The sequence below is a fragment of the Acinetobacter sp. FY731 genome (genome assembly GCF_059515905.1).
This window is the reverse complement of sequence record NZ_JCAKNB010000002.1, coordinates 327,160-352,624: the sequence shown is the minus strand read 5'-3', so window position 1 is coordinate 352,624 and position 25,465 is coordinate 327,160. Positions and strand designations below refer to the sequence as shown.

Annotated in this window: 22 protein-coding genes and 1 pseudogene; 10 read left to right on the top strand and 13 right to left on the bottom strand. The window is 36.2% G+C overall.

Annotated features, from left to right (window positions below):
* Positions 1-97: 97 nt before the first annotated feature.
* Positions 98-940, top strand: a complete 843-nt coding sequence (locus AC5YC8_RS03810) for a sulfurtransferase (RefSeq protein ID WP_496163599.1) — start codon at positions 98-100, stop codon at positions 938-940.
* Positions 937-1,788 carry an archaetidylserine decarboxylase gene (gene asd / locus AC5YC8_RS03805; RefSeq protein ID WP_496163598.1) on the top strand — a complete coding sequence of 284 codons (852 nt, stop codon included), beginning with the start codon at positions 937-939 and terminating at the stop codon, positions 1,786-1,788. The genes AC5YC8_RS03810 and asd overlap by 4 nt, the downstream gene beginning before the upstream one ends.
* A 47-nt stretch (positions 1,789-1,835) precedes the next feature.
* Here the strand turns inward: asd and phoR are convergent, their stop codons facing one another.
* From phoR to AC5YC8_RS03790, 3 genes are all read right to left on the bottom strand, one after another.
* The gene (phoR, locus tag AC5YC8_RS03800) at positions 1,836-3,194 is read right to left on the bottom strand and encodes a phosphate regulon sensor histidine kinase PhoR (protein ID WP_496163597.1); all 1,359 of its coding nucleotides are present in this window, start codon (positions 3,192-3,194) and stop codon (positions 1,836-1,838) included.
* 9 nt (positions 3,195-3,203) lie between these two features.
* On the bottom strand, positions 3,204-3,914 hold the full coding sequence (gene phoB / locus AC5YC8_RS03795; protein ID WP_496118581.1) for a phosphate regulon transcriptional regulator PhoB: 711 nt from the start codon (positions 3,912-3,914) through the stop codon (positions 3,204-3,206).
* A gap of 241 nt (positions 3,915-4,155) precedes the next feature.
* On the bottom strand, positions 4,156-4,800 hold the full coding sequence (locus tag AC5YC8_RS03790) for a TetR/AcrR family transcriptional regulator (RefSeq protein WP_496163596.1): 645 nt from the start codon (positions 4,798-4,800) through the stop codon (positions 4,156-4,158).
* A 511-nt stretch (positions 4,801-5,311) separates the two neighbouring features.
* Between AC5YC8_RS03790 and AC5YC8_RS03785 the strand changes: the two genes are divergently transcribed.
* Both AC5YC8_RS03785 and AC5YC8_RS03780 read left to right on the top strand, forming a co-directional pair.
* Positions 5,312-7,669, top strand: coding sequence for an autotransporter outer membrane beta-barrel domain-containing protein (locus AC5YC8_RS03785; RefSeq protein ID WP_496163595.1), 2,358 nt, complete (start codon positions 5,312-5,314; stop codon positions 7,667-7,669).
* A 214-nt stretch (positions 7,670-7,883) separates the two neighbouring features.
* Positions 7,884-8,714: an SDR family NAD(P)-dependent oxidoreductase gene (locus AC5YC8_RS03780; protein ID WP_496118577.1), complete on the top strand. Its 831-nt coding sequence runs from the start codon at positions 7,884-7,886 to the stop codon at positions 8,712-8,714.
* Positions 8,715-8,773: 59 nt separating this feature from the next.
* Here the strand turns inward: AC5YC8_RS03780 and AC5YC8_RS03775 are convergent, their stop codons facing one another.
* The 6 genes from AC5YC8_RS03775 to AC5YC8_RS03750 form a co-directional block, all read right to left on the bottom strand.
* Positions 8,774-10,150, bottom strand: coding sequence for an LLM class flavin-dependent oxidoreductase (locus AC5YC8_RS03775; protein WP_496163594.1), 1,377 nt, complete (start codon positions 10,148-10,150; stop codon positions 8,774-8,776).
* A gap of 129 nt (positions 10,151-10,279) precedes the next feature.
* On the bottom strand, positions 10,280-11,650 hold the full coding sequence (locus AC5YC8_RS03770) for an MATE family efflux transporter (RefSeq protein WP_496163593.1): 1,371 nt from the start codon (positions 11,648-11,650) through the stop codon (positions 10,280-10,282).
* Positions 11,651-11,774: 124 nt separating this feature from the next.
* Positions 11,775-12,929, bottom strand: coding sequence for a methionine aminotransferase (locus AC5YC8_RS03765; protein ID WP_496163592.1), 1,155 nt, complete (start codon positions 12,927-12,929; stop codon positions 11,775-11,777).
* Positions 12,930-13,037: 108 nt separating this feature from the next.
* Positions 13,038-14,345 (bottom strand): DUF445 domain-containing protein, encoded by a 1,308-nt coding sequence (locus tag AC5YC8_RS03760; protein WP_496163591.1) that lies wholly within the window; start codon positions 14,343-14,345, stop codon positions 13,038-13,040.
* Between the two features lie 14 nt (positions 14,346-14,359).
* Positions 14,360-14,917: a CC0125/CC1285 family lipoprotein gene (locus AC5YC8_RS03755; RefSeq protein ID WP_496163590.1), complete on the bottom strand. Its 558-nt coding sequence runs from the start codon at positions 14,915-14,917 to the stop codon at positions 14,360-14,362.
* A 43-nt stretch (positions 14,918-14,960) separates the two neighbouring features.
* Positions 14,961-15,500 (bottom strand): DUF924 family protein, encoded by a 540-nt coding sequence (locus AC5YC8_RS03750; RefSeq protein WP_496163589.1) that lies wholly within the window; start codon positions 15,498-15,500, stop codon positions 14,961-14,963.
* 210 nt (positions 15,501-15,710) lie between these two features.
* Between AC5YC8_RS03750 and gshA the strand changes: the two genes are divergently transcribed.
* Together gshA and AC5YC8_RS03740 are read left to right on the top strand one after the other, a co-directional pair.
* Complete coding sequence (gshA, locus tag AC5YC8_RS03745) at positions 15,711-17,288, top strand: glutamate--cysteine ligase (RefSeq protein WP_496163588.1); 1,578 nt, start codon at positions 15,711-15,713, stop codon at positions 17,286-17,288.
* 19 nt (positions 17,289-17,307) lie between these two features.
* Positions 17,308-17,808: a disulfide bond formation protein B gene (locus AC5YC8_RS03740; protein ID WP_496163587.1), complete on the top strand. Its 501-nt coding sequence runs from the start codon at positions 17,308-17,310 to the stop codon at positions 17,806-17,808.
* Between the two features lie 80 nt (positions 17,809-17,888).
* Here AC5YC8_RS03740 and AC5YC8_RS03735 read toward each other — a convergent pair whose 3' ends face one another.
* Complete coding sequence (locus AC5YC8_RS03735) at positions 17,889-19,220, bottom strand: alpha/beta fold hydrolase (protein ID WP_496163586.1); 1,332 nt, start codon at positions 19,218-19,220, stop codon at positions 17,889-17,891.
* A gap of 234 nt (positions 19,221-19,454) precedes the next feature.
* On the opposite strand from AC5YC8_RS03735, the gene AC5YC8_RS03730 reads away from it, so the two are divergent.
* The 3 genes from AC5YC8_RS03730 to AC5YC8_RS03720 all read left to right on the top strand — a co-directional run bounded on the left by AC5YC8_RS03730 (position 19,455) and on the right by AC5YC8_RS03720 (position 22,512).
* The gene (locus AC5YC8_RS03730; RefSeq protein ID WP_496163585.1) at positions 19,455-20,027 is read left to right on the top strand and encodes a YqiA/YcfP family alpha/beta fold hydrolase; all 573 of its coding nucleotides are present in this window, start codon (positions 19,455-19,457) and stop codon (positions 20,025-20,027) included.
* A 15-nt stretch (positions 20,028-20,042) separates the two neighbouring features.
* Positions 20,043-21,923: a DNA topoisomerase IV subunit B gene (gene parE, locus AC5YC8_RS03725; RefSeq protein ID WP_496163584.1), complete on the top strand. Its 1,881-nt coding sequence runs from the start codon at positions 20,043-20,045 to the stop codon at positions 21,921-21,923.
* A gap of 76 nt (positions 21,924-21,999) precedes the next feature.
* Positions 22,000-22,512, top strand: coding sequence for a hypothetical protein (locus AC5YC8_RS03720; RefSeq protein ID WP_496163583.1), 513 nt, complete (start codon positions 22,000-22,002; stop codon positions 22,510-22,512).
* 208 nt (positions 22,513-22,720) lie between these two features.
* On the opposite strand, the pseudogene AC5YC8_RS03715 reads toward AC5YC8_RS03720, so the two are convergent.
* Positions 22,721-23,459, bottom strand: a pseudogene (locus AC5YC8_RS03715) (hypothetical protein).
* Positions 23,460-23,599: 140 nt separating this feature from the next.
* On the opposite strand from AC5YC8_RS03715, the gene AC5YC8_RS03710 reads away from it, so the two are divergent.
* Positions 23,600-24,001, top strand: a complete 402-nt coding sequence (locus tag AC5YC8_RS03710; protein ID WP_496163582.1) for a nuclear transport factor 2 family protein — start codon at positions 23,600-23,602, stop codon at positions 23,999-24,001.
* Positions 24,002-24,049: 48 nt separating this feature from the next.
* Here the strand turns inward: AC5YC8_RS03710 and AC5YC8_RS03705 are convergent, their stop codons facing one another.
* Together AC5YC8_RS03705 and AC5YC8_RS03700 are read right to left on the bottom strand one after the other, a co-directional pair.
* Positions 24,050-24,559 (bottom strand): GNAT family N-acetyltransferase, encoded by a 510-nt coding sequence (locus tag AC5YC8_RS03705; protein WP_496163581.1) that lies wholly within the window; start codon positions 24,557-24,559, stop codon positions 24,050-24,052.
* A gap of 96 nt (positions 24,560-24,655) precedes the next feature.
* Positions 24,656-25,399 carry an outer membrane protein OmpK gene (locus AC5YC8_RS03700; RefSeq protein ID WP_496163580.1) on the bottom strand — a complete coding sequence of 248 codons (744 nt, stop codon included), beginning with the start codon at positions 25,397-25,399 and terminating at the stop codon, positions 24,656-24,658.
* Positions 25,400-25,465: the final 66 nt, after the last annotated feature.

Here is a 25,465-nt window from a genome sequence, read left to right as displayed (position 1 = left end):
TAAAATTGTGCTAAATACATATCAAAAATCAACATAATCAAGAAAAGCAAATATGCTAAGATTAAAGATATTCTGCTAAGCATATAAAGAAAAAAAGATGTCTGAGTCTGCATTTAATTTTGAACTTTTAATTGAAGTTGAAGATTTAGTTCCTTATTTGGGACATGAAAAAATCCGAATTGTGGATTTAACACGAAGTTCCGTTTTTGAGCAGCTTCATATTCCTCATGCGATTCATTTACAACCGAAATATCTAGTTCGCCAAGAAGAAAATGCTTCTGGGTTATTGCCAGAAAAAGAAGGCTTAGAAGAACTTATTCGAATTTTAAATATCACACCAGATCATCAAGTTGTTGTTTATGATGATGAAGGTGGAGCGTGGGCAGGACGCTTAATTTGGAATTTACATTGTTTAGGTTTTTATAACACGAGCTTGTTGAATGGTGGCATTCATGCATGGTTAGGTGCAGGTTTGCCGACCACATCTGAAGTAGAAAAATTTGAACAAGTAGAACCTCTAGTTGAAGTTCATTTAAATGAACAATACCGTATTCAATACGATGAACTTTTGCAAAAAGTACAAAATAATGAAGTTCAAGTGTGGGATTGTCGTACAGAGGATGAATATACAGGTTTAAGATTGGCGGCTAGACGAGGCGGTCATATTCCAAGTGCACGACATTTTGAATGGAGTACTGCCCTAAACCGTGAAAATCATTTAAAATTGCGACCATTACAAAACACGCAACAGCGTTTGGAACAATTGGGCTTTAATTTGAATGAGCCTGTTGTTGTATATTGCCAGTCACATCATCGCTCAGGTTTAGCATATATTCTTGGGCGTTTATTGGGTTGGAATATTCAAGCGTATGATGGTGCGTGGAGTGAATGGGGCAACAGCCTCGCGAGTCCAATTATTACTGGAGAGACGCCGTCTTGAGCCTCACGTCACGTTTAAAAAAACAACTTTTCATTCAAGCTCAACGTGTTGTGCCACAACATCAATTATCTCGTGTTGTTGGTAAGCTTGCTGCAAGTGAAACACCAATCATTAAAAATACTGTGATTAGTGCTTTTAAAGCGCAATATGGCATTGATATGTCCATTGCAGAGCAACAAAATGCTTTGAAATTTAAATCATTTAATGAGTTTTTTACACGCTCTTTAAAAGAGGGTGTACGTGAAATTGATACAGATGCAACTAGTATTGTATCGCCTGCAGATGGGGCAATTTCTCAGTTAGGCAAAATTGAAGAAGGCGAAATTTTTCAAGCCAAAGGTCAAAGTTTTAATACTGCAAATTTAATTGCAGATCCTTTGTTGGCTGAACCTTTTAAGAATGGTCAGTTTGCAACAGTATATCTTTCACCTAAAGATTATCATCGTGTGCATATGCCTTTTGCGGGTACATTGACCGAAACGCTTTATGTACCAGGTGAGTTATTCTCTGTAAATCAAACAACAGCAGAAAATATTCCAGGTTTATTTGCACGTAATGAACGTATGGTGTGTTTGTTTGATACAGAACTTGGTCGTATGGCCGTTGTTCTTGTGGGTGCAATGATTGTTGCCGGCATTGAAACTGTTGCAACAGGTAAAGTAAAACCATCGGGTCGTTTAGAGGTAAATCAGCACAATTTATTCTTAGAAAAGGGTGCTGAATTAGGTCGTTTCTATTTAGGTTCAACCGCAGTGGTTTTATTTGAAGAAAATAAAATGCAGTGGGATGCTGAATTTAAAGCGAATTCTGCTGTTGAAATGGGTAAAGCTTTAGGTCATACCGTATAAGTTATACAGTCATAAAAAAAGCACCGTGAGGTGCTTTTTTTTATCGCTTAACTTAAATGATATAAACGTTCTTTAGGAAACACTGCTTTAAAAACTGAGCCTTGATTTTCTTTAGATTCCACATCTAAATATGCGTTATGTTGCATAAGAACATGTTTCACAATTGCGAGTCCTAAGCCTGTACCACCTGTGGCACGACTACGTGCACTATCTACACGGTAAAAGCGTTCGGTTAGACGTGGTAAATGTTTAGGGTCTATACCAATACCTGTGTCTTCAACTGTAAAGTAACCATGTGTGCCATCATCATGCCAGCCAATGGTAATTGTTCCACCTTTAGGTGTGTATTTAATAGCATTGGTAATGAGGTTGCTGAAGGCACTAGCAAGTTCCATATCTGAACCAATTAAATCACAATGACTATCGATATCTAAGTTGAGGGTGTGGCCATAATCGATGTTATAAGCTTGGGCATCGTCAAATAATTGATTCATTAAACTTGGCATTTCAATGATTTGATTTTTAGCGACACTTTTTTCATTTTCTAAACGTGATAATAAAAGCAAATCATTAACCAAGGCGTTCATACGACGTGTTTGCGATTGCATTTGATCAAATGCACGTTTCCAACGTGGGTTGATATCTTCTTGATCTGTAAAGGTTTCGATATAACCACTTAGCACAGTTAAGGGCGTACGAAGTTCGTGGGAAATATTATCGACAAAATCTTTTCGCATTTGTTCAAGATTATGCATGCGTGTTACATCATAAGCTACCAACAGACGACTTTCACCACCAAAACGAGTCATTTTAACTTGAACATAACGATCTTCATGAACCATAGATTTCATTTTTAAACCGTCTGGTGATTCATCTATGTGGTTAAAATATTCAATGAAGTTGGGTTGGCGTAAAATACTGAGAATATTACGCCCACGATCATGTGTTTGAAAACCGAGTAAGTTTTCTGCAGCAGGATTCCACCATTCAATTTGATTATTATCATCAATAAGAACAACGGCTTCTGCTAAAGCAACGAGTGACGATTGAGCACGGTCAATTAGTCCAACCATTTCTGCTTGTACGATTCGTTCTTGGCGCTGAGCACGATAGACATTAAAAAGTAGTGCACCCCAAATTCCACCTAAGTTTGGTGGAACATCATAGGGTCTATTAGAAATCCAATCATTTACTAGATACAGTGAACGCAATTGGATGATGCAGAACACAGCAAATGCACAAAGAATACAGATCCAAAAATATCCTATTCCCAAGCCGATAAATGCAGCGATCACGATAAAAAATGCGAGAAGTCTTAGGTCTTGTTTGGAAAATGCCCATAAGCTGCTATATCGAAACTTTTTATGTTCTCTTGCAATTTCTGGGACAGGATATGGTTCGTACATAAAAAATAATTAACCTAATGCGACATCTGCTCGCGTAGAAAAACGGTAGCCTGTTCCACGAACAGTTTGGACATAACGATCTGCACCAAAAGGTTCTAGAACTTTACGTAAACGGCGAATATGAACGTCAATTGTACGATCTTCAATATATACGTTTCCACCCCATACTTGATCAAGAAGTTGAGCGCGTGTATATGCACGTTCAGGATGTGTCATGAAGAATGCTAAAAGACGATATTCTGTTGGACCCATTTCTAAAATATGGGGACCAAAACTAACACGTTGGCTAATAGGATCTAATAGTAAGCCATTGGCATCAATTGATTTTTCTCCACTTAAAGCATTAGAGCGACGAAGCACAGCTTTAATGCGAGAGACCAATTCACGTGTAGAAAAAGGTTTCGTCATATAGTCATCTGCGCCAGCATCTAGACCTTGAACTTTATGGTCTTCTTCACCACGAGCAGTGAGCATGATGACTGGAATTTCAGACAAACTTTCATCTTTTTTCAAGCGGCGACATAGATCGACACCACTTACACCACCAGGCATCATCCAATCTAACAAGACTAAAGAAGGGCGTTGATCGACAATCATTTGATGCGCTTGGCGAGCATCTTCAGCTTGTAGACAATTAAAACCTGCCATATCTAAAGCAGTATGGATCATTTCCCGAATCGGGAGCTCATCATCAACAATTAAAATGTAGTCATCTTTCACAGCGCAATACCCTATTAATATAAACGGTTGTCCGTTTTTGTATTTATGACAGGCTTATTACAAAGATTAATTATGACAGTATCATTGCAAAATAGAAAATATGACAATTCTAAAATGAAAATGTGACATTTTTTTGATAGTTTTATGACGAAATTAAAGTCTGAAAGCACCGATATGACAGTATTTTAGACATTAAACTTCAACTGAAATATAAAGTTACATCATCTAAAAAATTATGTTTTTATTCTACTTTTTTTGTAACCAATGCTAAAAATGGCCATAAACATGCGGATAAAACTTCGTCCTTTGGTTGCTGAAAGTTGTTCATGACCCAACGAATCGCAATTTGAGTCACATAACCATTTAGGCCTGAAGCAATGAGTGATATTTCATTTATTGTTTGCTCATTATTGCATTTTGTTGATGTTAAAAGCGGTTGAATCATTTGGTCAAAGCGCATCATTGTGTCATGTATGGTTGATTGTTTGTGCAGGTCTTGCACAAGTAAAGCATCAATATAAATAATACGTGCCATGTGAGGATTTTGATAAAGCGTGTCGAGAAAAGCACTGAGTGAGGCTTCTATCATCGCTTTGGAGTCACTCATATTCGTAGCAGTTGCTTGTTTGATATTTTCTTGTAATTCATCAATTAGTTTTAAAAAAATAGCTTGAAAAAGCTGTTCGCTTTTTTTAAATGATTCATAGAAATAGCGTTCAGTTAATTTAGCTTCTAAACAAATATCTTTTACTGTTGTGGCGAAGAAACCGCGTGTTCCATAAATTTTAATTCCAGCTTGAATTAGTTTTTCATATCTAATTGCTTTTCGTTCTGAAAGAGATATGCCTTTGAATGGTCTTTCCTTTATTGATTTTGTCGTGGTCATAAGAATGTTTTTCAAATTAAAGAAGAATCAGGTATGAGTATATTTTAACAAAATAAAGTATGAGCGTTGTATTGAAAGGAGTAGAAGATTATTAATGAAAAATTGAATTTTGATCAATGAGTACAAGTTTTATAATTTACTTATAAGAAAATAACTAAAAAATTACGTCAAAAGTGAATTAAAAAAGTTATTTAATAAACTTTATCTTTTAAATAAAAATAGCGAATAGAAATGTAAATGAATGGTTACACATTGTTTAGCAAATGTTTTTAATTAATTGGTTAAAACCATAAAATTAGTATGTGATTTTAATAATATTGATTTCAAGTTGTTGTTTATATGTAAATTATTATATTTAATACTATTTGTCAGATTTTTTAAAATATTTTTATTAAGTTGAAATAATTAATTGTCAGATTTAACATTTGTGCAATTTTCAACCATTTGGTAAATTTTTGTGAAAGCCAAGCTTAATTTTTTAACATTTTCAATTTTATCTTCCTTAACAATTATGACGTCTGTACAAGCTTCAGCAGCAGGATTTTGTCGAGATGGTGTAATTGCTTCTTTTTGGGGGGATAAGACTTTAGAGGATCGTACGCTAGGTGAAAGTGATTGTATTGAAATTGGTGCAGCAGGGGGGAACAACCCTTATGCAGGTACAGCAAAGAATATTATTTTAGAAAATGGTTCGAAACTCAGTGTTTTGGGATATTTCCAAGACTCAACTGTAAATAGTGGTGCAGTTGTTGAAATTAGTAAAGATCCACAAATTGCAAGTGGTTCATATCTTGATGGAGTTCCTGCAAAAGGGTCTAATATTGTCGTTAATGATGGTGCATTAGTTCGTGTATTTACAGGTGGAACCTTAGAAAACTCTGAAATTAACCAAGGTGGATTAGTTTATGTTTATTCTAATGCTCACCCAGAAGATCCAAGTCAATCATTAAATAATACAGTCAATGATGGTGGAAAGTTATATGTCTATTTAGATGCGCAATCGAAAGGCACAGTCATTAATCAAGGGGGGATTGAGTATTTACAAAATAGAGGTGAGTCTTTCAATTCAGTCATTAATGGTGGTCGACAAAATGTGATGTCTGGCTCAACAGCCAATAACACTATTCTTAACAGTGGCGAGCAATATGTTCTAGAAAAATCTGTTGTAAATAACACCATTATTCATAGCGGAAATCAGTCAATTTGGGACAATGCAATAGCGAACAATACTGTGATTAACGGTGGTGTCCAAAATATTTTAGCAACAGGGACTGCACAAGGTGTAGAGCTTTACAAAGAGGGTGTGCAAAATATTTTTACCAATGCTACGGCACAAGATGTAACGATACATGATAAGGCTATTTCATGGATTAACTCTGAGGGTAAGCTATTAGGTTTGACGGAAATTTATGATCATGGTCAGTTACAAATTGTTGCTGCTCAAGCTGGAAAGGAAGCCATTGTTGAATCTGTTAAATTAAATGATACATCGTCTAAAGTCGTTATTTTAGCGGGAGAAACTGACGCTTTAATTAGTCATGTTGGTGAGTTAGCGGGGCAAGGTATGGTTATGTTTAAATCCAATAAAAATGTAACCACTGGTGAAACAATGTTTGCTCGATTAAATATCAATCAAATTTCTGGAAATCAGCACTTTCATTTTAATACGTCAATTGCTGATGGTCGAGGAGACTATCTGACGATTCAAAATGGTACAGGTCAACATAAAGTTTCTGTAGCAGACTCAGGTGCAGAAATTACAAATCCATTAGATAAAAACTTAGATTTAATTACAGATATGAGTAAAGGTGCAGATTTTGAACTCGCAAATATTAACGGTTTAAACATTAATGCGGTTGATGGCGGTACATATATATACGAGCTTAGAAATCGTGATGATACAAATGGTCAAATTTGGTATCTAGCAAGTAAACTTGATGACAATGGCAATGAAATAACGACACCAGGTGTAGATGCAGTTTCGAGTTTAGGAAGCGCTGCACTTTTTGCTTTTAATAACGAATTGAATAATTTACGTTTTAGAAAAGGTACCTTGAAAGGTAATGAGGGTGCTGCAGGTATTTGGACGCGTGCGACTGGTACGAAAAATAAAGTTTCTACAGGCATTACTCAGTTTGAATTAGAACAATGGGGAACAGAATTTGGTATTGATCGACAAGTTGAAATCAATAAAGATGCCAAGGCATTTGTAGGTGGTTTTGCGAGTTATGGTAATGCAGATGTAAAACATGCACGTGGTGGTACAAGTAATCTTAATAGCTATAGTGTGGGTTTATATGGAACATACTTTCATGATAGTGGTTTGTATGTAGATGGTACGTTGAAGTACAACCGATTCTCAAATGATTTAAGTGCACGATCAACGAATGGTCAATCTATTTCAGGTGATTTTAATCAGAATGTTTGGGGTGGTGCAGTAGAAAGCGGTTTTAACAATCGCTTTAAAAATGATACATGGGTAGAGCCATTCATTCGACTTTCTTATGTGCAAGCACAAGCAAAATCAGTAAATCTAAATAATGATATGAAGGCTGATATTGGCACACAAAAATCATTGGCTTCTGAGGTGGGTATACATTTAGGTAAGGATTTTATTATTTCGAATAGTCTGCTTTCTCCTTACATAAAAGCAGCTTGGAGTCATGAATTTATTGATAGTAATAATGTGTTTATAAATGATATCAATAAGTTTGAAACAAACTTCTCAGGTAATGTAGTGAAATATGGTTTGGGTTTAAATGTGCAGGTAAATAAAACATTTAATGCTTTTTCAGAAATGAACTATGCAAAAGGCTCTAAAGTGGAAACACCAATGCATGCAAATATTGGTATTCGTTATAACTTTTAAGTACCTGAATTTAAAAACCTAAAATAAAGAGGAAATTTCTAAGGAATTTCCTCTTTTTATTTGAGAAGGTTTATATAACAAATAAAACATTAAAAATTGACAATACATATTGTCATAAATATATTTAAGCATACTGATGATTTCAGAATACTATATTTAAAATTTAAAAATATATGATATCTCTACTGCTTAAGCTTAGCTTAAAGGATAAGTAATGAAAAATTTTAAAAACAAAGTGGCAGCTATTACAGGTGCAGGTTCAGGTATTGGTCAACAGCTTGCAATTTTATTGGCAAAAGAGGGGTGTCATTTATCTTTAAGCGATGTAAATGAGCAAGGCTTAATTGAAACAGTTGAAAAGCTCAAAGAAAGTGATGTGCGGATCACGATTAAAAAATTAGATGTGTCTGACCGTATTGCAGTGAAAGAGTGGGCAGAAGAAACGGTGAAAGATCACGGTTCTGTGAATATGATTTTCAACAATGCCGGTGTAGCTTTGGCATCCACTGTTGAGGGTGCATCGTATGAAGAGCTTGAGTGGATTGTAAATATTAATTTTTGGGGGGTAGTGTATGGCACTAAAGAGTTTTTACCATTGATTAAGCAAACAGGCGATGGTCATATTGTTAATATTTCTAGTCTATTTGGTCTAACGGCACAGCCGACACAATCTGCATATAATGCAACAAAATTTGCGGTACGCGGTTTTACAGAATCATTGCGTCAAGAATTGGATATGGAAAATAGTGGTGTAAGTGCATTATGTGTTCATCCTGGTGGTATTCGAACCAATATTGCCAATTCAGCACGAAAGAATGATAGTCTGAGAACCTTGGGCATTAATCCTGATAAATCGACAAAGTCATTTAATAAATTATTACGTTGTCCACCTGAAGAAGCAGCACGCCAAATTTTAGAAGCGGTAAAAAAAGATAAGCGTCGTTTACTTATTGGTAATGATGCAAAAGTCTTAGATTTACTTCAACGCTTACTTCCAACGGGCTATCAAAAAGTCATTGAATTTGCGAGTAAATCTAAAAAATAATTAAAATTAAAAAAATAAAAAGCCTGCATGTGCAGGCTTTTTTGAATGATTTAAATAAATTAAGATGCTTCGATATTTTGCAGATGATTTGCAATGACATACTGATTTTCAGGACGTTTTAGACCTAAATTCTCACGTAAAGTTGTGCCTTCATACTCTGTACGGAACAGACCTCGACGTTGTAATTCAGGCACTATAAATTCAACAAAATCGTTTAAGCCTGCAGGCGTAGATGGTGGTAGTACATTAAAGCCATCAGCAGCTTCATTTTCAAACCATGTTTGTAGTTGGTCAACGACTTGTTTAGGTGTACCAATTAGCGTCCAGTGACCACGTGCCGAAGCGATATATTCATAAAGTTGACGAATGGTAAAATTATGCGCTTTAGCAATATCAATCATGAGCTGTTGACGGCTTGAGAAAGTTAAGTCGGTATCACTAATTTTAGGGAAGGGGGCATCTAAATCATATTTAGATAAGTCGATACCGCCCGATAATCCTGAAAGTAAGCCCAGACCAACATCGGGTAAAATTAAACTATTTAAAAGGTCATATTTGGCTTGAGCTTCTTCTTCAGTTTTTGCAACAAAAATCGAAACGCCAGGCATGATTTTAATGTCATCGGCATGGCGACCATATTTTACTAAACGACCTTTTACATCACGATAAAAAGCTTGGGCATCTTCTAAACTTTGTTGGGACGTAAAAATGACTTCTGCGTATTTTGCGGCAAGTTCACGACCAGCTTCAGATTGACCTGCTTGTACAATTACAGGATAGCCTTGTGGTGGCCGTGGCACATTCAAAGCACCTTGAACATTAAAATATTTGCCGCTATGCAATGGTTCGTGGCTTTGTGAAACCTCAAAGAACTGTCCTGTTTCTTTATTGTATTTGAAAGCATCGTCTTCCCATGAGTCCCAAAGTTTTTGAGTAACTTCAATAAATTCCTCAGCACGTTCATAACGTGAAGCAGGGTCAGGGTGTCTGTCAATATTAAAATTTCGAGCAGTATCTGCTGCACCAGTTGTTACAACATTCCATCCAGCACGGCCTTTGCTAATATGATCTAAAGATGCAAATTTACGTGCAAGTAAATATGGATCTTCATAAGTGGTGGATGCTGTAGCAATAAAACCGATATTTTGAGTGACAGCAGAAATGGCTGCAAATAATGTCACAGGTTCAAAGCCAACAGCTTTGTCTGTATAACCTATGGTGTTCGAATTTTTTGAAGATCCATGGCTCCAACTTACAGATAAACCATCTGCTAAAAAGTAGGCATCAAATAAGCCTTTCTCAGCAGTTTTTGCAAGTTCAATGGCATAGTCAATGCTTAAATGTTCTTGTGGTCGAGCTTCTGGATGGCGCCAACCTGCTGCATGTTGTGATGTTGTTGGAATAAATGCGCCTAGTTTTATTTGTCGTTTTGTCATGAGGAAACCTATACATTTTTAATTTATGAGTAGGTTTATAGCAACTCTAAATATGAATGAAAAATAAGATAAAAATAAAACCTTATAACAAATATGGAATTATAGGTTTATCTTTATATTCATGTGAAATTAGATGAGAGCACGAATAGCTTTCTTTTTCCAAACAAATTGATAATACAAACCCTGCATGAAACATAGACACACAAATGCAAGTGCATAGCCGTACCAAATACCTTTGAGCCCCCATAACTCACTAAACATATAGGCAGCTGGAATTTCAATTGCAACAATTGCGATAACATTAATAATCATCGGAATATTCACTGTACCGCTTGCGCGCATAACTGAAGCAAAAATGGCACTTGCACCAAAGAATAAAATAGACCACAGCACAATAAAGAGTAACTGCTGACCTAACACGACAACATTTGGATCGGTGATAAATAGCGCCATTAAATATTTAGAGAACAAATAAGCCAAAATGACCAAACTTCCCGTAAATAAAATATTCATACCTAAAGCGGTTTTTGTGACTTTAGATAATAACTCTGAACGACCTGCACCAATTGCTTGAGCACCAAAAATGGATGCTGCTATTGCAATAGAAAGTGCGGGGAATTGAATATAATTTAAAACCTGATTCACAGCACCATAGGCTGCTGTTGCATCTGCACCATAACGATTGACTAAACCCACAATAACTAAGCCCGCAACAGAGGTCGTAATCATTTGAATACCTGTAGGAATACCCAGTTTAAGGATCACTTTACTAAGTTGACGGTGGTGGCGAATGCTTTTAATAAGTTTTAAGTCTGGTTTTAATGGATGGTCTATTTTGTTGAGATAAACCGTCAAAAAGATGAGAACAGTGAACATGCCTAAGTTCGTTGCAATTGCAGGTGCGAGCGTTCCTAATTTTGGGAAACCAAAATAACCACCAATAAGTATAGGTGTTGTGATAATACCAACGCCAATAGACATAGTAGAGGCATAAAGAGGAGTTTTACTATCACCAACACCACGTAAAATAGAGGTATATACAATATAAATAAAGAGTAGTGGGCTACCTGCAAGCATCCATTGAACATAAGGCAATGAAAGATGCATAACATCATCATCAAGACCTAAACCAAGTAAAATATGTTTGGCAAAAATAACACCTAAAATGGCGATGGCTGTTCCACCTATAAGGGTCATATATAAGGTAGAACCAACGACATTTTTTACTTTTTCAATATTTTGTGCTCCCCAAGCTTGTCCAACAAGTACGGTTGCACCTGAAGATAAGCCAATCACAAAGGCAAGTAGACAAAATAGAATTGGAAAAAATACAGCAACAGCCGCAATGGCATGAACACCAAGCATTTGCCCCACAAAAATCGTGTTAATTGTGCCCGAAAGATTTTGCAAAATATTAGTCATAATAAGGGGCAATAGAAAAACTAAAAAAGTTTTCCATAAATTGGGTTGAGTGACTAAAGTTTGCTGAGTTTTGGACATAAAAAAGTGGGCTCTCGGTATTTTTATGATTGTGATTGAGTTGTAACAGTAGCCGAATTTGAGAAAAAAAGCCTTAGTTGTTCAGTAACAAAGGCTTAATTTTATAGATATTTTTTGTTGATGTTTAGATACTTGATAAGATTTCACCTGCACGTATCAGCGTTTCATCTTTTTTAGCAAAACAAAAACGTAAAAGACGTAAATCTTGGGGGCTTTTCTGATAAAAAACAGATACAGGAATTGATACGATTTTATATTTTTCAGCCAAATATTGGCACATTTCAACATCATTCAAATCTGGACGAATATTACTGTAGTCTAAATTTTGGAAATATGTCCCAAAAGATGGTGTCCATTTAAAACGCGATTGGGTGATGCCTGAATTAAATAAATCACGTTTGCTTTGGTAAAAAGAGCTAAGTTCCGAAATATGTTCAGGATGCTTTTGCATGAAGTTTGCAAGAGCAACTTGTACGGGTGTTACACCGCAGAAATTGGCAAATTGATAAATTTGTCGGAACACTTTCATTAATTCAGATGAAGCAATGCAATATCCTGTTTTCCAACCTGTCACATGAAAGGTTTTTCCAAAAGAACCGACTACAAAACTGCGGTGACGTAACTCAGGAAATGACAGTGCAGAATAATGTTGTTGCCCATCAAAAATTAAATGCTCATAAACCTCATCGGATAGAACAACAATATTGGTGTCTCGAATCAGTTCAATTAAGTTTAGCCAATCTTGCTTTGACCACATAGCTCCTGTGGGATTATGTGGTGTATTCACAATAATCATTTTAGTCTTCGAGGAAATTGCGTCTTTTACTTGATTCCAGTCGACCGAAAACGTGGGAGCATTGAGTGGAATATGAATAGGCGTTGCCCCGACTAATTGAATACTTGGTGCATAGCTGTCATAACTTGGATCAAAAATAATGACTTCATCACCTGCATGTACAATGGCTTGTATGGCACTGAAAATGCCAATGGTTGCCCCTGGTGTAATCGTAATTTCTGAAATAGGATCAAGTTGAATGTGATTGCGATTTAAAAATTGAGTTGCGACGTGTTCACGTAATGAAAGTAATCCATCACCTGATGAATATTGATTAAAACCATTGAGTGTGGCTTGGCTGAGTTCTTCTAATAACGCAGATGGTGCGGGAAAGTCAGGAAATCCTTGAGATAAATTTAAGGCATTTAAGCGTTGCGCAAGGGCAGACATGACACTGAAAATGGTGACACCTTGCGAAGGAAGTTTGGATTGGATTTCGATCATGACCGCACTAAATTGTTAAGTTAATCATAAGGCTAAACATAGCACGGTCGGCACGAATTACGTATTCTAAATAGTTGCAGAAAACATCAAAAAATTGACTGAATAGCGTTATAAAAGTACATCTACAAGGGCGCGGATAATTCCTAAAGCCAAACCAATAAATGCACCAACAACAACACCATTTACACGAATCATGTGCAAATCACCACCGACTTCATTTTCAATTTTGTCGATCATTTCACTCGAGTCCCATTCATGAATACGTTCACTAATAAATCGAATGACTTTTTCGCTGTATTGATCAGATAAATTAATTGCGATGCCACTTAACTTTTCATTTAATAACTGACGAACAGCATCATTAGACACAATATTTTCGCCGACTTGTTGAATAGCTATTCGAATATTCTCGGCAATTCCTGAATTCGGTTTTTCTAAATCACTTTTGATGGCATCACATAAAATAACCACGGCACCGCTAATAAAGTTCAGGACTTGTGGGCTTTCGAGTAATGAGTTTTTAGTTTCATTTAATTTGATACTTGCAGGGCTACTTTTGTCGGTCAGTTGCAACATCAGTTGCTGCCCAAGTTCTTCAATTTTAATACGCCAAGGATGGTCGGCATCGGATAACATCGCTTCAATTTTTTGTACTAAAGAATCAATTGAGCGTTGTTGAACATCTAAACCAAAGAAACTCGCACCTTTAGCAATTTTCCATACACCGATTTCTTTAAACATTTGTTTGGTTAAACTTTGCACTTGATCAGGATGTTGAATCATCCATTCATGAGCAACATCTAAGCCACGTTGTAAAACATCTTGGTGGAAATCATTTTCTAAAACAGCACGTAGCATTTCACTTGCTAAATAATTGATGTCTGTATTTTTGACCCATTGCACGCTGTTCGATTGAATAAAATGTGCGATTTGTTCTTGCCCAATAAATTCAAAAACTTTGGGTGCAGTTTGTTGAATAGCCTGTGTAATTTGAATGTTGTTTTGTGGGTTAGCAAGCCATTTCCCTACAGCCAAAGAAAGGTCTGTATTACTCAGGCTTTTTTCTACAACTTGTGGAGATAGAAAATTCTCTTGAACAAAACGACCCATCGATTCTGCAATACGTGCTTTATTTCGAGGAATAATTTCGGTGTGATCACGTAAAAATTTAGGAATGGGCATTTTTCCAAAAGGATTACGAAATAACACGGTAATGGCATACCAGTCGGCAAGCCCACCCACAACGCCTGCTTCAGCAGAGAGCATTAAAATGTGGATGAGCCAGACATACTCGGGGACTAATTTTGCAGTCACCATGAGCACCAACCAAATAAAAACAGCAGTTAAAAGTGCCCAAGTGGCAAATTTTTTACTACGTTGTAGGCTTGGTGAAATTTCTCGATCTGGTATAGCCATATATGTTCCGTAGGTTATTTGGCAGACGCAGGTGGTTCAGGTTGTAAGACATCACCATTTACGCTCAAGCCATATTTCTGACCTAAAGATTGTAAGATGAGTTTGGCATCAAATGCATCTTGTGGCGCAGATTTTTGGTCTTTAAAGCATTCAATTGTATAAGAAACTTGAGCAGGTTCTACATTGACTACTTGCGGAGTGTCGAAGAATGGATCATGCCAAAATGCAGGATGACGACGATAAAAACCTGGACCATACATTGGTGGATTTGGATAAACCACGGCTTGGCGAGGTGGCTTTTGTGAACGGTTACTCGGATCATCCATGACTTTAAAGAATTGGAAGCCATTTTTTAGTGTTGTTTGAGCCGCTTTCACTAGAGTAATTTCTTCCGCTGTGCCATAACTCATATTGGAGTCTGCGACAAAACTAATGCGGTATGTTTTTGCATTGAGCTGTGTATTTGAAAACTGACCCAATTGATCGAATGTACGTGGTTTACTTGATAATGTCGCACAACCAGTCATGGTAAGTGTGGTTGCTAGGGCTAAGCCAATGAGTATTTTTTTCATGCTATACCTCCTCGGTGGATAGTTAAACAGCAAGGGGAGAGGGTTAAAAACTGCTATTGGGTTGTGTTAAAAACTCAATTTCTTCAGCAGTCGATTCACGACCTAAAATGGCATTGCGATGTGGGTAACGACCAAAACGGTCAATAATCACTTTATGCTTAATTTCGAAGTCTAAGTTAATCGGGTTTCCTAAATCTTGAAATAGTTTTAATGCTTGTTCATGTATAACTTTTGATTCACTATGCATAAATGGCATATACAAAAATTTGCGATAATCTTCAGATAGTTTTTGGTCTAAACCTAAACGAATTGCTTCTTGAGCAAGTGCAAGTGCTAAAGCATCTTGAGCAAAGGCTTGAGCTGAATCGCGATATAAATTACGTGAAAATTGGTCTAAGACAATAATTTCAGCCAAACGCCCTTCTGCTGTGTCACGCCAGTGCCATAATTCTGATTGAGCAGCTTGTTGATGAATATCTTTAAAGTTTTTAAATATCGATTGATCAAATTCATCGCTTTTAGCGAACCAAAGAGGTTGAGTTTTCTCACTAAACCAAAAATCTAAAATCTCTTGATAATTCATAACTTTTATAACTCTTTATCATTTATTAGTGTATAGAAACACAAATTTTATATGTCTAAAAGGGTAAGTTTGTGATAAAAATTTGCGAAAAATATATGCTTTTTTTTGGGTGAAAAGTAGACAGCTTGTATGAAGCAGTAACTCAAACTCAGTATATTGATATAAACTTATGATTTTATTTATGTAGTTTCTTCCAAAAGCGAGATAGAAATGAGTCAACCTGAATCGACCTCTCAAGACCAATTACCGACTTGGGTGGAATCTTCGCTATTCAAAGGGATGTTGCGTGGCATAGAACGTGAAACTTTACGTATGCAAAGTAACGGTTTCCTTTCTCAAGGATCACATCCTAAGGCGTTGGGTTCGGCATTGACGCATCCTCACATTACAACAGACTATTCTGAAGCTTTAATGGAGTTTATTACGCCTCCTAAAGAGAGTATTCAAGAAACTTTAGATTATTTAACAGATATTCATGCTGTTGCACATCAGCATTTAGAAAATGGTGAGAAGTTATGGCCTCTTTCTATGCCATGTATGTTAGATGATTCCGATGAAAGTATTCGTTTAGCACAATACGGCACATCAAATATTGGTTTATTTAAAACTTTATATCGCCGTGGCTTAGGGGTGCGTTATGGTCGCCGTATGCAAACGATTTCAGGGGTTCATTATAATTTATCATTCCCTGAGCAATTATTTGAAGCACTGCAAATAAATGAAGTAGATGAAAAACTAAAAGCACTAAGCGCTCAAGATTATCGTAGTCACCGTTATTTGGGTCTAATTCGTAATTTTATTCGTTTAACGCCATTGGTCATGTTTTTGGTGGGTGCAAGTCCTTCTGTGTGCAAATGTTTTATGACAGGACGTGAGCATCAATTGCTACCGTTATTGAAAGGAACATTGTATTTGCCTTATGCAACAGCATTGCGTATGGGGCGTTTCGGTTATCAAAACTCTGCTCAAAAGCAATTAGGTATTCACTACAATAATTTGCCTGATTACTTAAACGGTTTACAAAAAGCAGTAAAAACATCATACAAGCCATTTAGCCATTTAGGTTTAAATGATGCCGATGGTAAACCATTACAAATTAATGATCACGTTCTTCAAATTGAAAACGAATACTACAGTTTAGTGCGTCCAAAACAAGTGCCGAAAGAGGGTGAAACACCATCTGAAGCATTGGCAAATCGAGGTATTGGTTATGTGGAACTTCGTGCAGTAGATGTGAATCCGTATAGTCCAATTGGTATTGATGAAACTACAGCGGGCTTCTTAGAAGTCTTAGCATTGTATTGTTTATTCTTAGAGAGCCCTGAACTACTCGAGCAAGAACAAGATGTGATTGAAAAAAACCAAACAGAAGTCGTGAACCGTGGTCGTGCACCAAATGCGACAATTTTGGAAAATGGAAAATCATATTTTATTGAAGATTGGAGCCGCACGTATCTAGAGAAGATGCAAACATTTGCTGAGTTATTAGATACGAGTTACGAAACGGAAACTTATTCAAAAGCATTGCAAGTGATGCAAGCTCGAATTAATGAAGTCGATGATACTTTGTCTGCCAAAATGATTGAAGATACTGTGGAATATGGTGGTACTTGGAGCTTTGGTAGTTATTTAGCACAACAACATGCGGTAGCTTATGAGCAACATCAGCTTAGTAAAAAAACATCGGCTTATTTCAAAGAAGTTGCACAAGTTTCTTTAGAAAAGCAAGAACAACTGGAACAAGATACGACTCAAAGCTTTGAGGAATATCTTTCTCAATTTCGATAAAAATTAAAGAGGATTTACCATGAATTGGAGTCGTTATCGCTTCGTGAGTGGTTTTTTATTTTTGGCGAGCGTCATTGGTATGGCATTCGCTTTATATTTAGAACATGTGCAAGGTTTAGAGCCTTGCCCACTATGCGTATTTCAACGCATAGGCTTAATTGCTTTAGGGGCAATTTCACTTATTGCATTTCTTCATAATCCAGCTTCAAATATTATGAAGCGTGTTTATGCATTGCTTGGATCCTTAGGTATTTTATGGTCTGCTGGTGTTGCTGCAAGGCATGTTTGGCTGCAACACTTGCCACCAGATCAAGTACCAAGCTGTGGTCCTGGTTTAGATTATTTAGTTGATGCACTTCCATTAAAATCTGTTTTATCTCAGGTTTTAAGTGGTTCTGGAGAGTGTGCTGTTATTGATTGGACATTTTTAGGACAGTCTTTACCTGTTTGGTCACTTCTATTTTTTGTTGTTTTAACGTTCGTTAGTTTGTGGCAGCTATTTAGAAAATATCCTGCTTAATGTTTAAGGCACTTGTTTTCAGAAATGTAAAAAAGCCAGTTCAAACTGGCTTTTTTTATTCTGATTTTATTAATATATTTTTAGGTTAAGGCAATACCTTCATAGTGATCTAAATTAATAAAATATTCATGAACCTGAGTATCAGAACCTTCTTGCTGAAATGGATAGAACCAAAGAGCGATTTGTTCGGCAACACTTGAGTTGTGATGAATCCGAAAATGATTTAGACCATAAAAAATAGCTTTATGTGAATCTGCTACATTCAGTTGTAAACGTGGATTTGAATGTTCACCCAATGCACTTTGTATACTTACCAAATAATCACCAAAAAGGTGGCGAGAGTTAGGATTCTTTTTTTCACGTTCAATAGAGCCCGCAATTAAATATGCTCGAATATGCGAAGGTAGGGGAGCAGGCTTTCTTAGATCATCTACAAAGCCAATTCGGGCATGATTGTACTCCCAATCATCATCTCGAATACTTCCATGGCGTAAATCTAAAATACCATTGCTACGAATATTAAATAAATGACCAAAAATTTTGACGATTGGAAATCGACCGAGTTTATTTTGAATACTAAAACCGAAACGTTCTAGTGCAGCTCCATGATGAGGTGATGCAATACACACCAAATTCTCAGTCAAATTAAGCCATGAGTATAAGCTTTGTTTTGCATAAAATAAGGCACTACGTGCAACAAGCCCGCCCATACTATGTCCAATTAAACTTAAACTAGTAATTTGGGGATTGCGTTGAATTAGGTCTTCTAATGTATTTGCAAGGCTACGTCCATTCGATGAAATACGACGACCTGTGTTGTAATTTAAATACAGCATGGTGTTATGGTCACGTTGTGCTAAGAGTTTTTCACCAATACCGCCAAACTGATGATTTGACCAATCTAAATGGTTCATACACAAACCATGTATAAATAACACAACATGCCCAGTGAGTTCACCTTTCTGTATGCTTCCATAGTGATCATAAATGACCATAGGTAAACCAATGGGATTATGCTGTTCTAATAAATAATCACCACAAATGCCATTTAAGGCGCCAACAACATAATATTGTTTAGGGCTTAATGGTGAAGCATGTAATGTTGGAAACTTGGTAATAATTTGACGTAAACCAGGTGCAATATATTGACTACCGTAGTTTTGAACCGTATCGAAAGAATATTTATAAAATTTTTGAATATTTGAGTTGTTTTTTAACTGAGTCGACTGTTTTCGGCTTATGCCAAAAACACTTGAAATGACTTCATGTTGGATGGTTTGAATCAGTTCACGTGCTATGTTATTAAATGGTGTGCTAACAACCTGAGCGACCCCTTCCAATAAGTCTGCTTGACTTGGAGGTGTACGATCCCATTTACAATATGTTTCATGTAGGGGGGTTAAACTGGGCATATTTAGACACCTCATAAGGTGATAATTTTATTAACGCTTTATTTTTAGTCATGATCGCGGTATAAATTTCTACAATTTGAGAGGTTTTTTATCTCAACTTTAAAAATACAGGGCACGATTACTATTTTTGAGCTATTTTGTCTGACAATTATATTTAAAATACAAATTTAAACATTTGTGATGATTATCACATAAAATAGTTTAAAGTTAATTGAAGAAATAAGCAAAAAATTGATGAATCTTATTTACTTACATGGTTTTCAAAGCACACAGCTCTCTATGAAAGGACAGTGGTTGAAAGATTATGTGGAACAACAACAAAATATTCAGATTCATTTACCAGATTTAAACATGCCACCTTTAGATGTCATGAAAAAAATGGAAAGTTTAATAAAAAGTTTAGACAATGTTGCAATTGTTGGAAGCAGTTTAGGTGGGTTTTACGCGACGCAGTTGGTCGCAAAGTTTGCTGTTCCTGCTGTTTTAATTAATCCTGCTATGCGACCATGGCAACTGTTTAAAGATTTATTTGGGGATGGGCAGATTCCGTACAAAGTCTGTGATAAATGGACTTTAAATCAGGCTCAATTGATCGATTTAGAACAACTTGCTGTACCGTTTGTGCAAGATGCAGACAAAATATTGGTGTTATTACAACAAGGCGATGAAGTTTTGGATTATCGTGAAGCAGAACGCTATTATAAGCGGTCTTTGCTCATTAGCGAATCCAATGGAAATCATGCAATGGATGATTTTAAAACTAAAATCCCAATGGCACTGCAGTTTTTATCGGACAGCATAAAATAAAGGAAATAGTACAACGTGTCTCAATATACGGCTCAATCACTTGAAGTTTTATCTGGTTTAGATCCAGTACGCCGTCGTCCCGGCATGTACACAGATACCACTCGTCCAAACCATTTGGCACAAGAGGTTATTGATAATGCTGTCGATGAGGCACTTGCAGGTCATGCTAACCAAATTACGGTAACTGTTTATAAAGATGGTTCATTATCTGTAGATGATAATGGTCGTGGTATGCCTGTCGATATTCATCCTGAATATGGGCAAAGCGGTATTGAAATTATTCTGACTAAGCTTCATGCAGGCGGTAAATTTAGTACAGATAACTACCAATTTTCAGGTGGTTTACATGGTGTTGGTATTTCGGTGGTAAACGCCTTATCTACCCGTGTAGAAGTTGAAGTGAAGCGTCAAGGCAATCTTTATAAAATGGCATTTGAACAGGGTGAACCTGTTGCGCCACTTGAAGTTTTAGAAGGAAAAGCACCAAAACGTGCAAGTGGAACGAGTGTTCACTTTTGGCCTGAAGCAAAATATTTTGACTCACCAAAATTTGCTCTAAAAGCCTTAAAGCATAATTTAAAAGCAAAAGCAGTATTGGCTGCAGGTTTACAAATTACTTATGTAGACCAAATTAACGATGAAAAAATTGTTTGGCAGTTTGAAAATGGTCTAGTCGACTATTTGATGGATGAATTGGAAGATCGTGAAATTGTTCCACATCCTGCATTTGTAGCAACGGGTGAAGCTGACCGTTCAAGTGCTGAGTTTGCCATTTGTTGGAATGTGGAAGGTGGCGAAAGTATTCAAGAAAGCTACGTGAACTTAATTCCTACAGCACAAGGTGGTACGCATGTAAATGGCTTACGTTCGGGCGTAACAGATGCAATGCGTGAATTCTGTGAACTACGTAATTTGTTGCCACGTAATCTTAAGCTTTCTGCTGAAGACGTTTGGGATGGCGTGAATTACATTCTGTCTTTAAAGTTTCAAGAGCCACAATTTTCAGGACAAACCAAAGAACGACTTTCGAGCCGTGAAGCTTCAGGTATTGTACAAAATATTGCCAAAGATGCTTTTGCATTATGGCTCAATCAGAATTCAGAAGTTGCAATGCAATTGGCTGAAATGATGATTAGCAAAGCGGGTCGTCGTTTAAAAGCAGCGAAAAAAGTAGAGCGTAAAAAGATTGTTTCAGGTCCAACACTTCCAGGTAAATTGTCCGATTGTGTGGGACATACTTTGGAAGAGTCTGAACTATTTATTGTGGAAGGTGACTCTGCAGGTGGTTCTGCTAAACAAGCACGTGATAAAAACTTTCAAGCCATTATGCCAATTCGAGGCAAAATTCTAAACACTTGGGAAGTTTCATCAGATGAGGTTTTGGCATCTCAAGAAGTTCATAATATTGCGATCGCTATTGGCGTAGACCCTGGCAGTGATGATCTTTCAGAACTTCGTTACGGTAAAATTTGTATTCTTGCCGATGCCGATTCGGATGGTTTACACATTGCAACTTTGTTATGCGCGCTGTTTGTGAAGCATTTCCCGACATTGGTTGAAGAAGGGCATTTATTTGTCGCTATGCCGCCGTTGTACCGAATTGATGATGCAAAAGAAGTTCATTATGCTTTAGATGATGCCGAACTTGAAGGTATTTTGAAAAAGTGTAAAACAAAGAATCCTCAAATTACCCGATTCAAAGGTTTGGGTGAGATGAACGCAAGTCAGCTTCGTGAAACAACGTTAGACCCGAATACACGTCGTTTGGTTCAACTTGATTTAGATGATATGCAATTTACCGCAGGTTTGTTAGATAAGTTACTTGCGAAAAAACGTTCGGGTGACCGTAAAGATTGGTTAGAGCAAAAAGGTAATTTAGCCGATTTGGTGGTTTAAAATTGATAAAAGAAAAGCCCATGTTCATCATGGGCTTTTTCAATTATATTTAATTCAAATACTAGAAGAGGATGACATGATTTCAGAGCAAAAAATGAAAGAAATACTGAAATATGTTTGGAATCCCAAACCACATCTTAATGATGAAGATTTAAATAATATTTCTAATTCAGTATTTAAGCTTTTAGATAACTGGGGTGATATCGAAGCTATAAGTAGTTTTTTGTATAACACTGCTGTTGAAAAAAACTTCGAGCATATTTCAGCAAAAAAATGTGAGGATACGGCTAAACTGATTATGAGTTGGCATAATCCAACACCACCCGTGCAAACCAAGTATGGAATATTAAGATTTAGTAATCAGAGTAGGTTTGGGACTTATTTATCCTATAAGAATGTAACAGGTGTATTAGAAATTCGCCTGAGTATGACAATTCATTATGAGCAAATAATTTATCTAGAAGAGATACCACTCTTAGGTGAAGAAAAAGAAGAGTTATTAAAAGCAATGGAAAAACTTTTTGTCAAAATCATAATTTATAGTGATGAAACAGCTGAGTATATTAAAGAAAATGTTGCTTATTGGTAAGAACTTTAATTCATCCTATTTAGTTGCATGGGGAAATATAAATTTCCCTTTGGGATAATTAATTTACTGAGAAGAGGAAATTATATTACAAAACCTCTCCTATAAGGAGAGGGAACTTATATTGTGAATTGATTAACGCTGTAAAAGTAATTGATGAAAAAAATCTAATATTAAAAAATATCAAAAAAGAGGTTGTTACCACATAAGGTTATTTGAGTGTCTCCACTTTTATATATGTTCCTTGTGTAGAAACATTGTGTCCAAAGCCACAACCACTTTCACCACTATTTTCAGCGACTTGAATGTGCTGTCCAAGCTTCGCATTAAATGCAAAATTTAAATCAATTTTACAATCGTCATACGTGAACTTGGCTTTTTTAGCAGACAAGGGCATGGTAGTTCCAAACTCGCCCATATTGGGTCCATAAACCAAGCCATACAGACCAAAGTAATAGCCTTCAAACTCAATTTCATATTGATGATTATTTTTCTTAACATGAATAGTATCCCACTGACCAAAACCACTTCTGCTGACATAGCTGCCCGATAAATCATTCGATGCTTTTGGGGCAGGTAATTTACTTAAATTAAATTGGCTTGATTTTGTTTCTTCATCTCTCAAAAACCAAGCTCTAGCCCACAAGGGTTTTCCTAATTTTGCATAGGTTAAGCCCACATTATTATTGGCAATTTCAACATCTCGTTCAGACAGTTTTAATCCGCTCACATCCTTATTGATTAAACAAAATGAACTCCACGCTGCTTGATCTTTAAATTGATCTAAAGCCTTTGTATATTGTTTTTGATCATAATATTTTTTTCCCAAGTAGACCGTACTGTTTGACTTGAGAACAGCCATCATATATTTCTTTTTCGATGCTTGAGTTTGCATTTGCTAAGCTATTTATACTCAATAATATTGCACCCAAAATCAAATAATTATTCATTTTATTAAACTCGGAAATAACAATTAAATATAGAAATTAAATAGGGTTAGATTTTAGACTATCACCCATGATAGTGCTTTTAAAAGTATAAAAATCGTATGCTCACTACATCATTAAAAACAGATAAAAAGGTCAATAAAATGAGCCGTACAGTAGAGCAAATAACACTCGATAAAATGTATGCAGCTTTTGCTGAGCAAAATGTAGATGCAGCAGTAGAAACAGTATCGGATGATTCAGTTTGGATTCACCATGGTACGCAAAAATTGCCATCTTTACGTTTTGAGGGAAAAGAAGGTGTAAAGCAATTTTTCCAAGCAAATTTCACGACATTAAAGGTTGAGTACTTCGATATTTTAAAGACTTATCAGCAAGGGAATACCATTGTTGTAACGGGTAAAGAAAAATTTATTAAAGTAGAAGATAGTAGTGTTTTGGCACAAAAATGGGTGCAAATTTATACTTTTGAAAATGGCTTAATTACACGTATGGAAGAGTTTGCAAGCTCCGCTTCCGATGAAGAATACATCGTAATTTCTTAATTTCTCCCAAAATAAAAAAGCGCATTATCTGCGCTTTTTTATTGAGTTTTATTCACTTTTTAACATGAGTTGCATTAAGACCAAATCACGCCATTTCCCAAATTTTTGCCCGACTTGAGGCATGTAACCTGTCTGGACAAAGTCTAGTTTTTTATGGAGCTCAATTGAAGCAATATTGTCATGATCTATACCAGCAATCATGACATGCATATTATTGAGTTTTGCATGCTCAATAAGTTGAGACATCAAACGTTTTCCTAGCCCTTGTTTTGCATAATCAGGTGAAACATAAACAGAATGTTCGACGCTGTATTTATAGCCAGAAAAATTTCTAAAAGATGCGTAGTCTGCATAGCCTGCAATTTTATTTAGAATGCAATCTTCTACAACAAAGACTGGAAAATTCTGTTGTTCTAGCTGTTTAAGCCATGTCTGAAAATGTGTGAGATCGTATGGCTGTTCATTCCATGTTGCCAAACCATTAAGGATTTCAGCATTATAAATATTTAAAATTTCTGGTAAATCTTGTTCTGTAGCAGGACGAATAATATAAGACATAAACATCAGCGAAGTATGAGAGCTATAATTTGAATCATGCACCTTCAGGCATAAAAAAAGCAAGGCGATTGCCTTGCTTTTTAGACTTCAAATTAATTAGAAGTGGTACTTAATTAAAGCACTTACGTCATGTTGATCTAAGCCTTTAATACCGTATTTGTTGTTCCATATAGAATGTTCAACACCTAGGTATAAACGTGTATCTGGAGAAATGTGTTTACCAACATTCCATTTCCACTGTGTTGTCCAGTTCAGCTCACTTGCATGATTTTCTTTTCCAGTTGACCAGTCAAGGAAACCATCTACAAGGAAGTCTTCAGCACCTACTTTAAACGGAACGCCATAAATGAAGGTCATTTGATAATCATTTGCATTTAAGTCATTATCAGCTCTGTAGAAGTTCAATTGAGCATATTGGAAGTAAGGAATTTCTAAGTCAAAACCAATACCGTAAAGATAGTTGTTAAAGTCAGTACCTGGAGCATTTGAACTGTTGCCTTCCCAAGTTGTTGCAATTAACACATCTTTAATTGGACCAAGCTCAAGTTTTTTACCTGTTACAGCACCAAGGCTTAAACGTGGTGAAATCTCGAAATAAATACTATTTTCAAAGTCATTATGTGCACGGTCTGCAAAAGCAAAGAAATCACCATAAGTTAACTTTGCTGCATATTCTGCAGTAATCGTTGTTTGTTGGTTGTTGTCTTTACCATTTACAGGGTGTGCATAGTTTTCGCCATACAAACCAGTAAGGCTAAAGTCTTGCCAAACAGGAGCTGCTTGAGTAAATGCCGCAGTAGTTGCAAGAACAGTAGCAGCTACGATTTGATTAAATTTCATGAAAGTTTATCTTCCCCAAGAAAACCCGTAAAGAATACAGATAATTAAGTAAAAATAAAGTCAAAA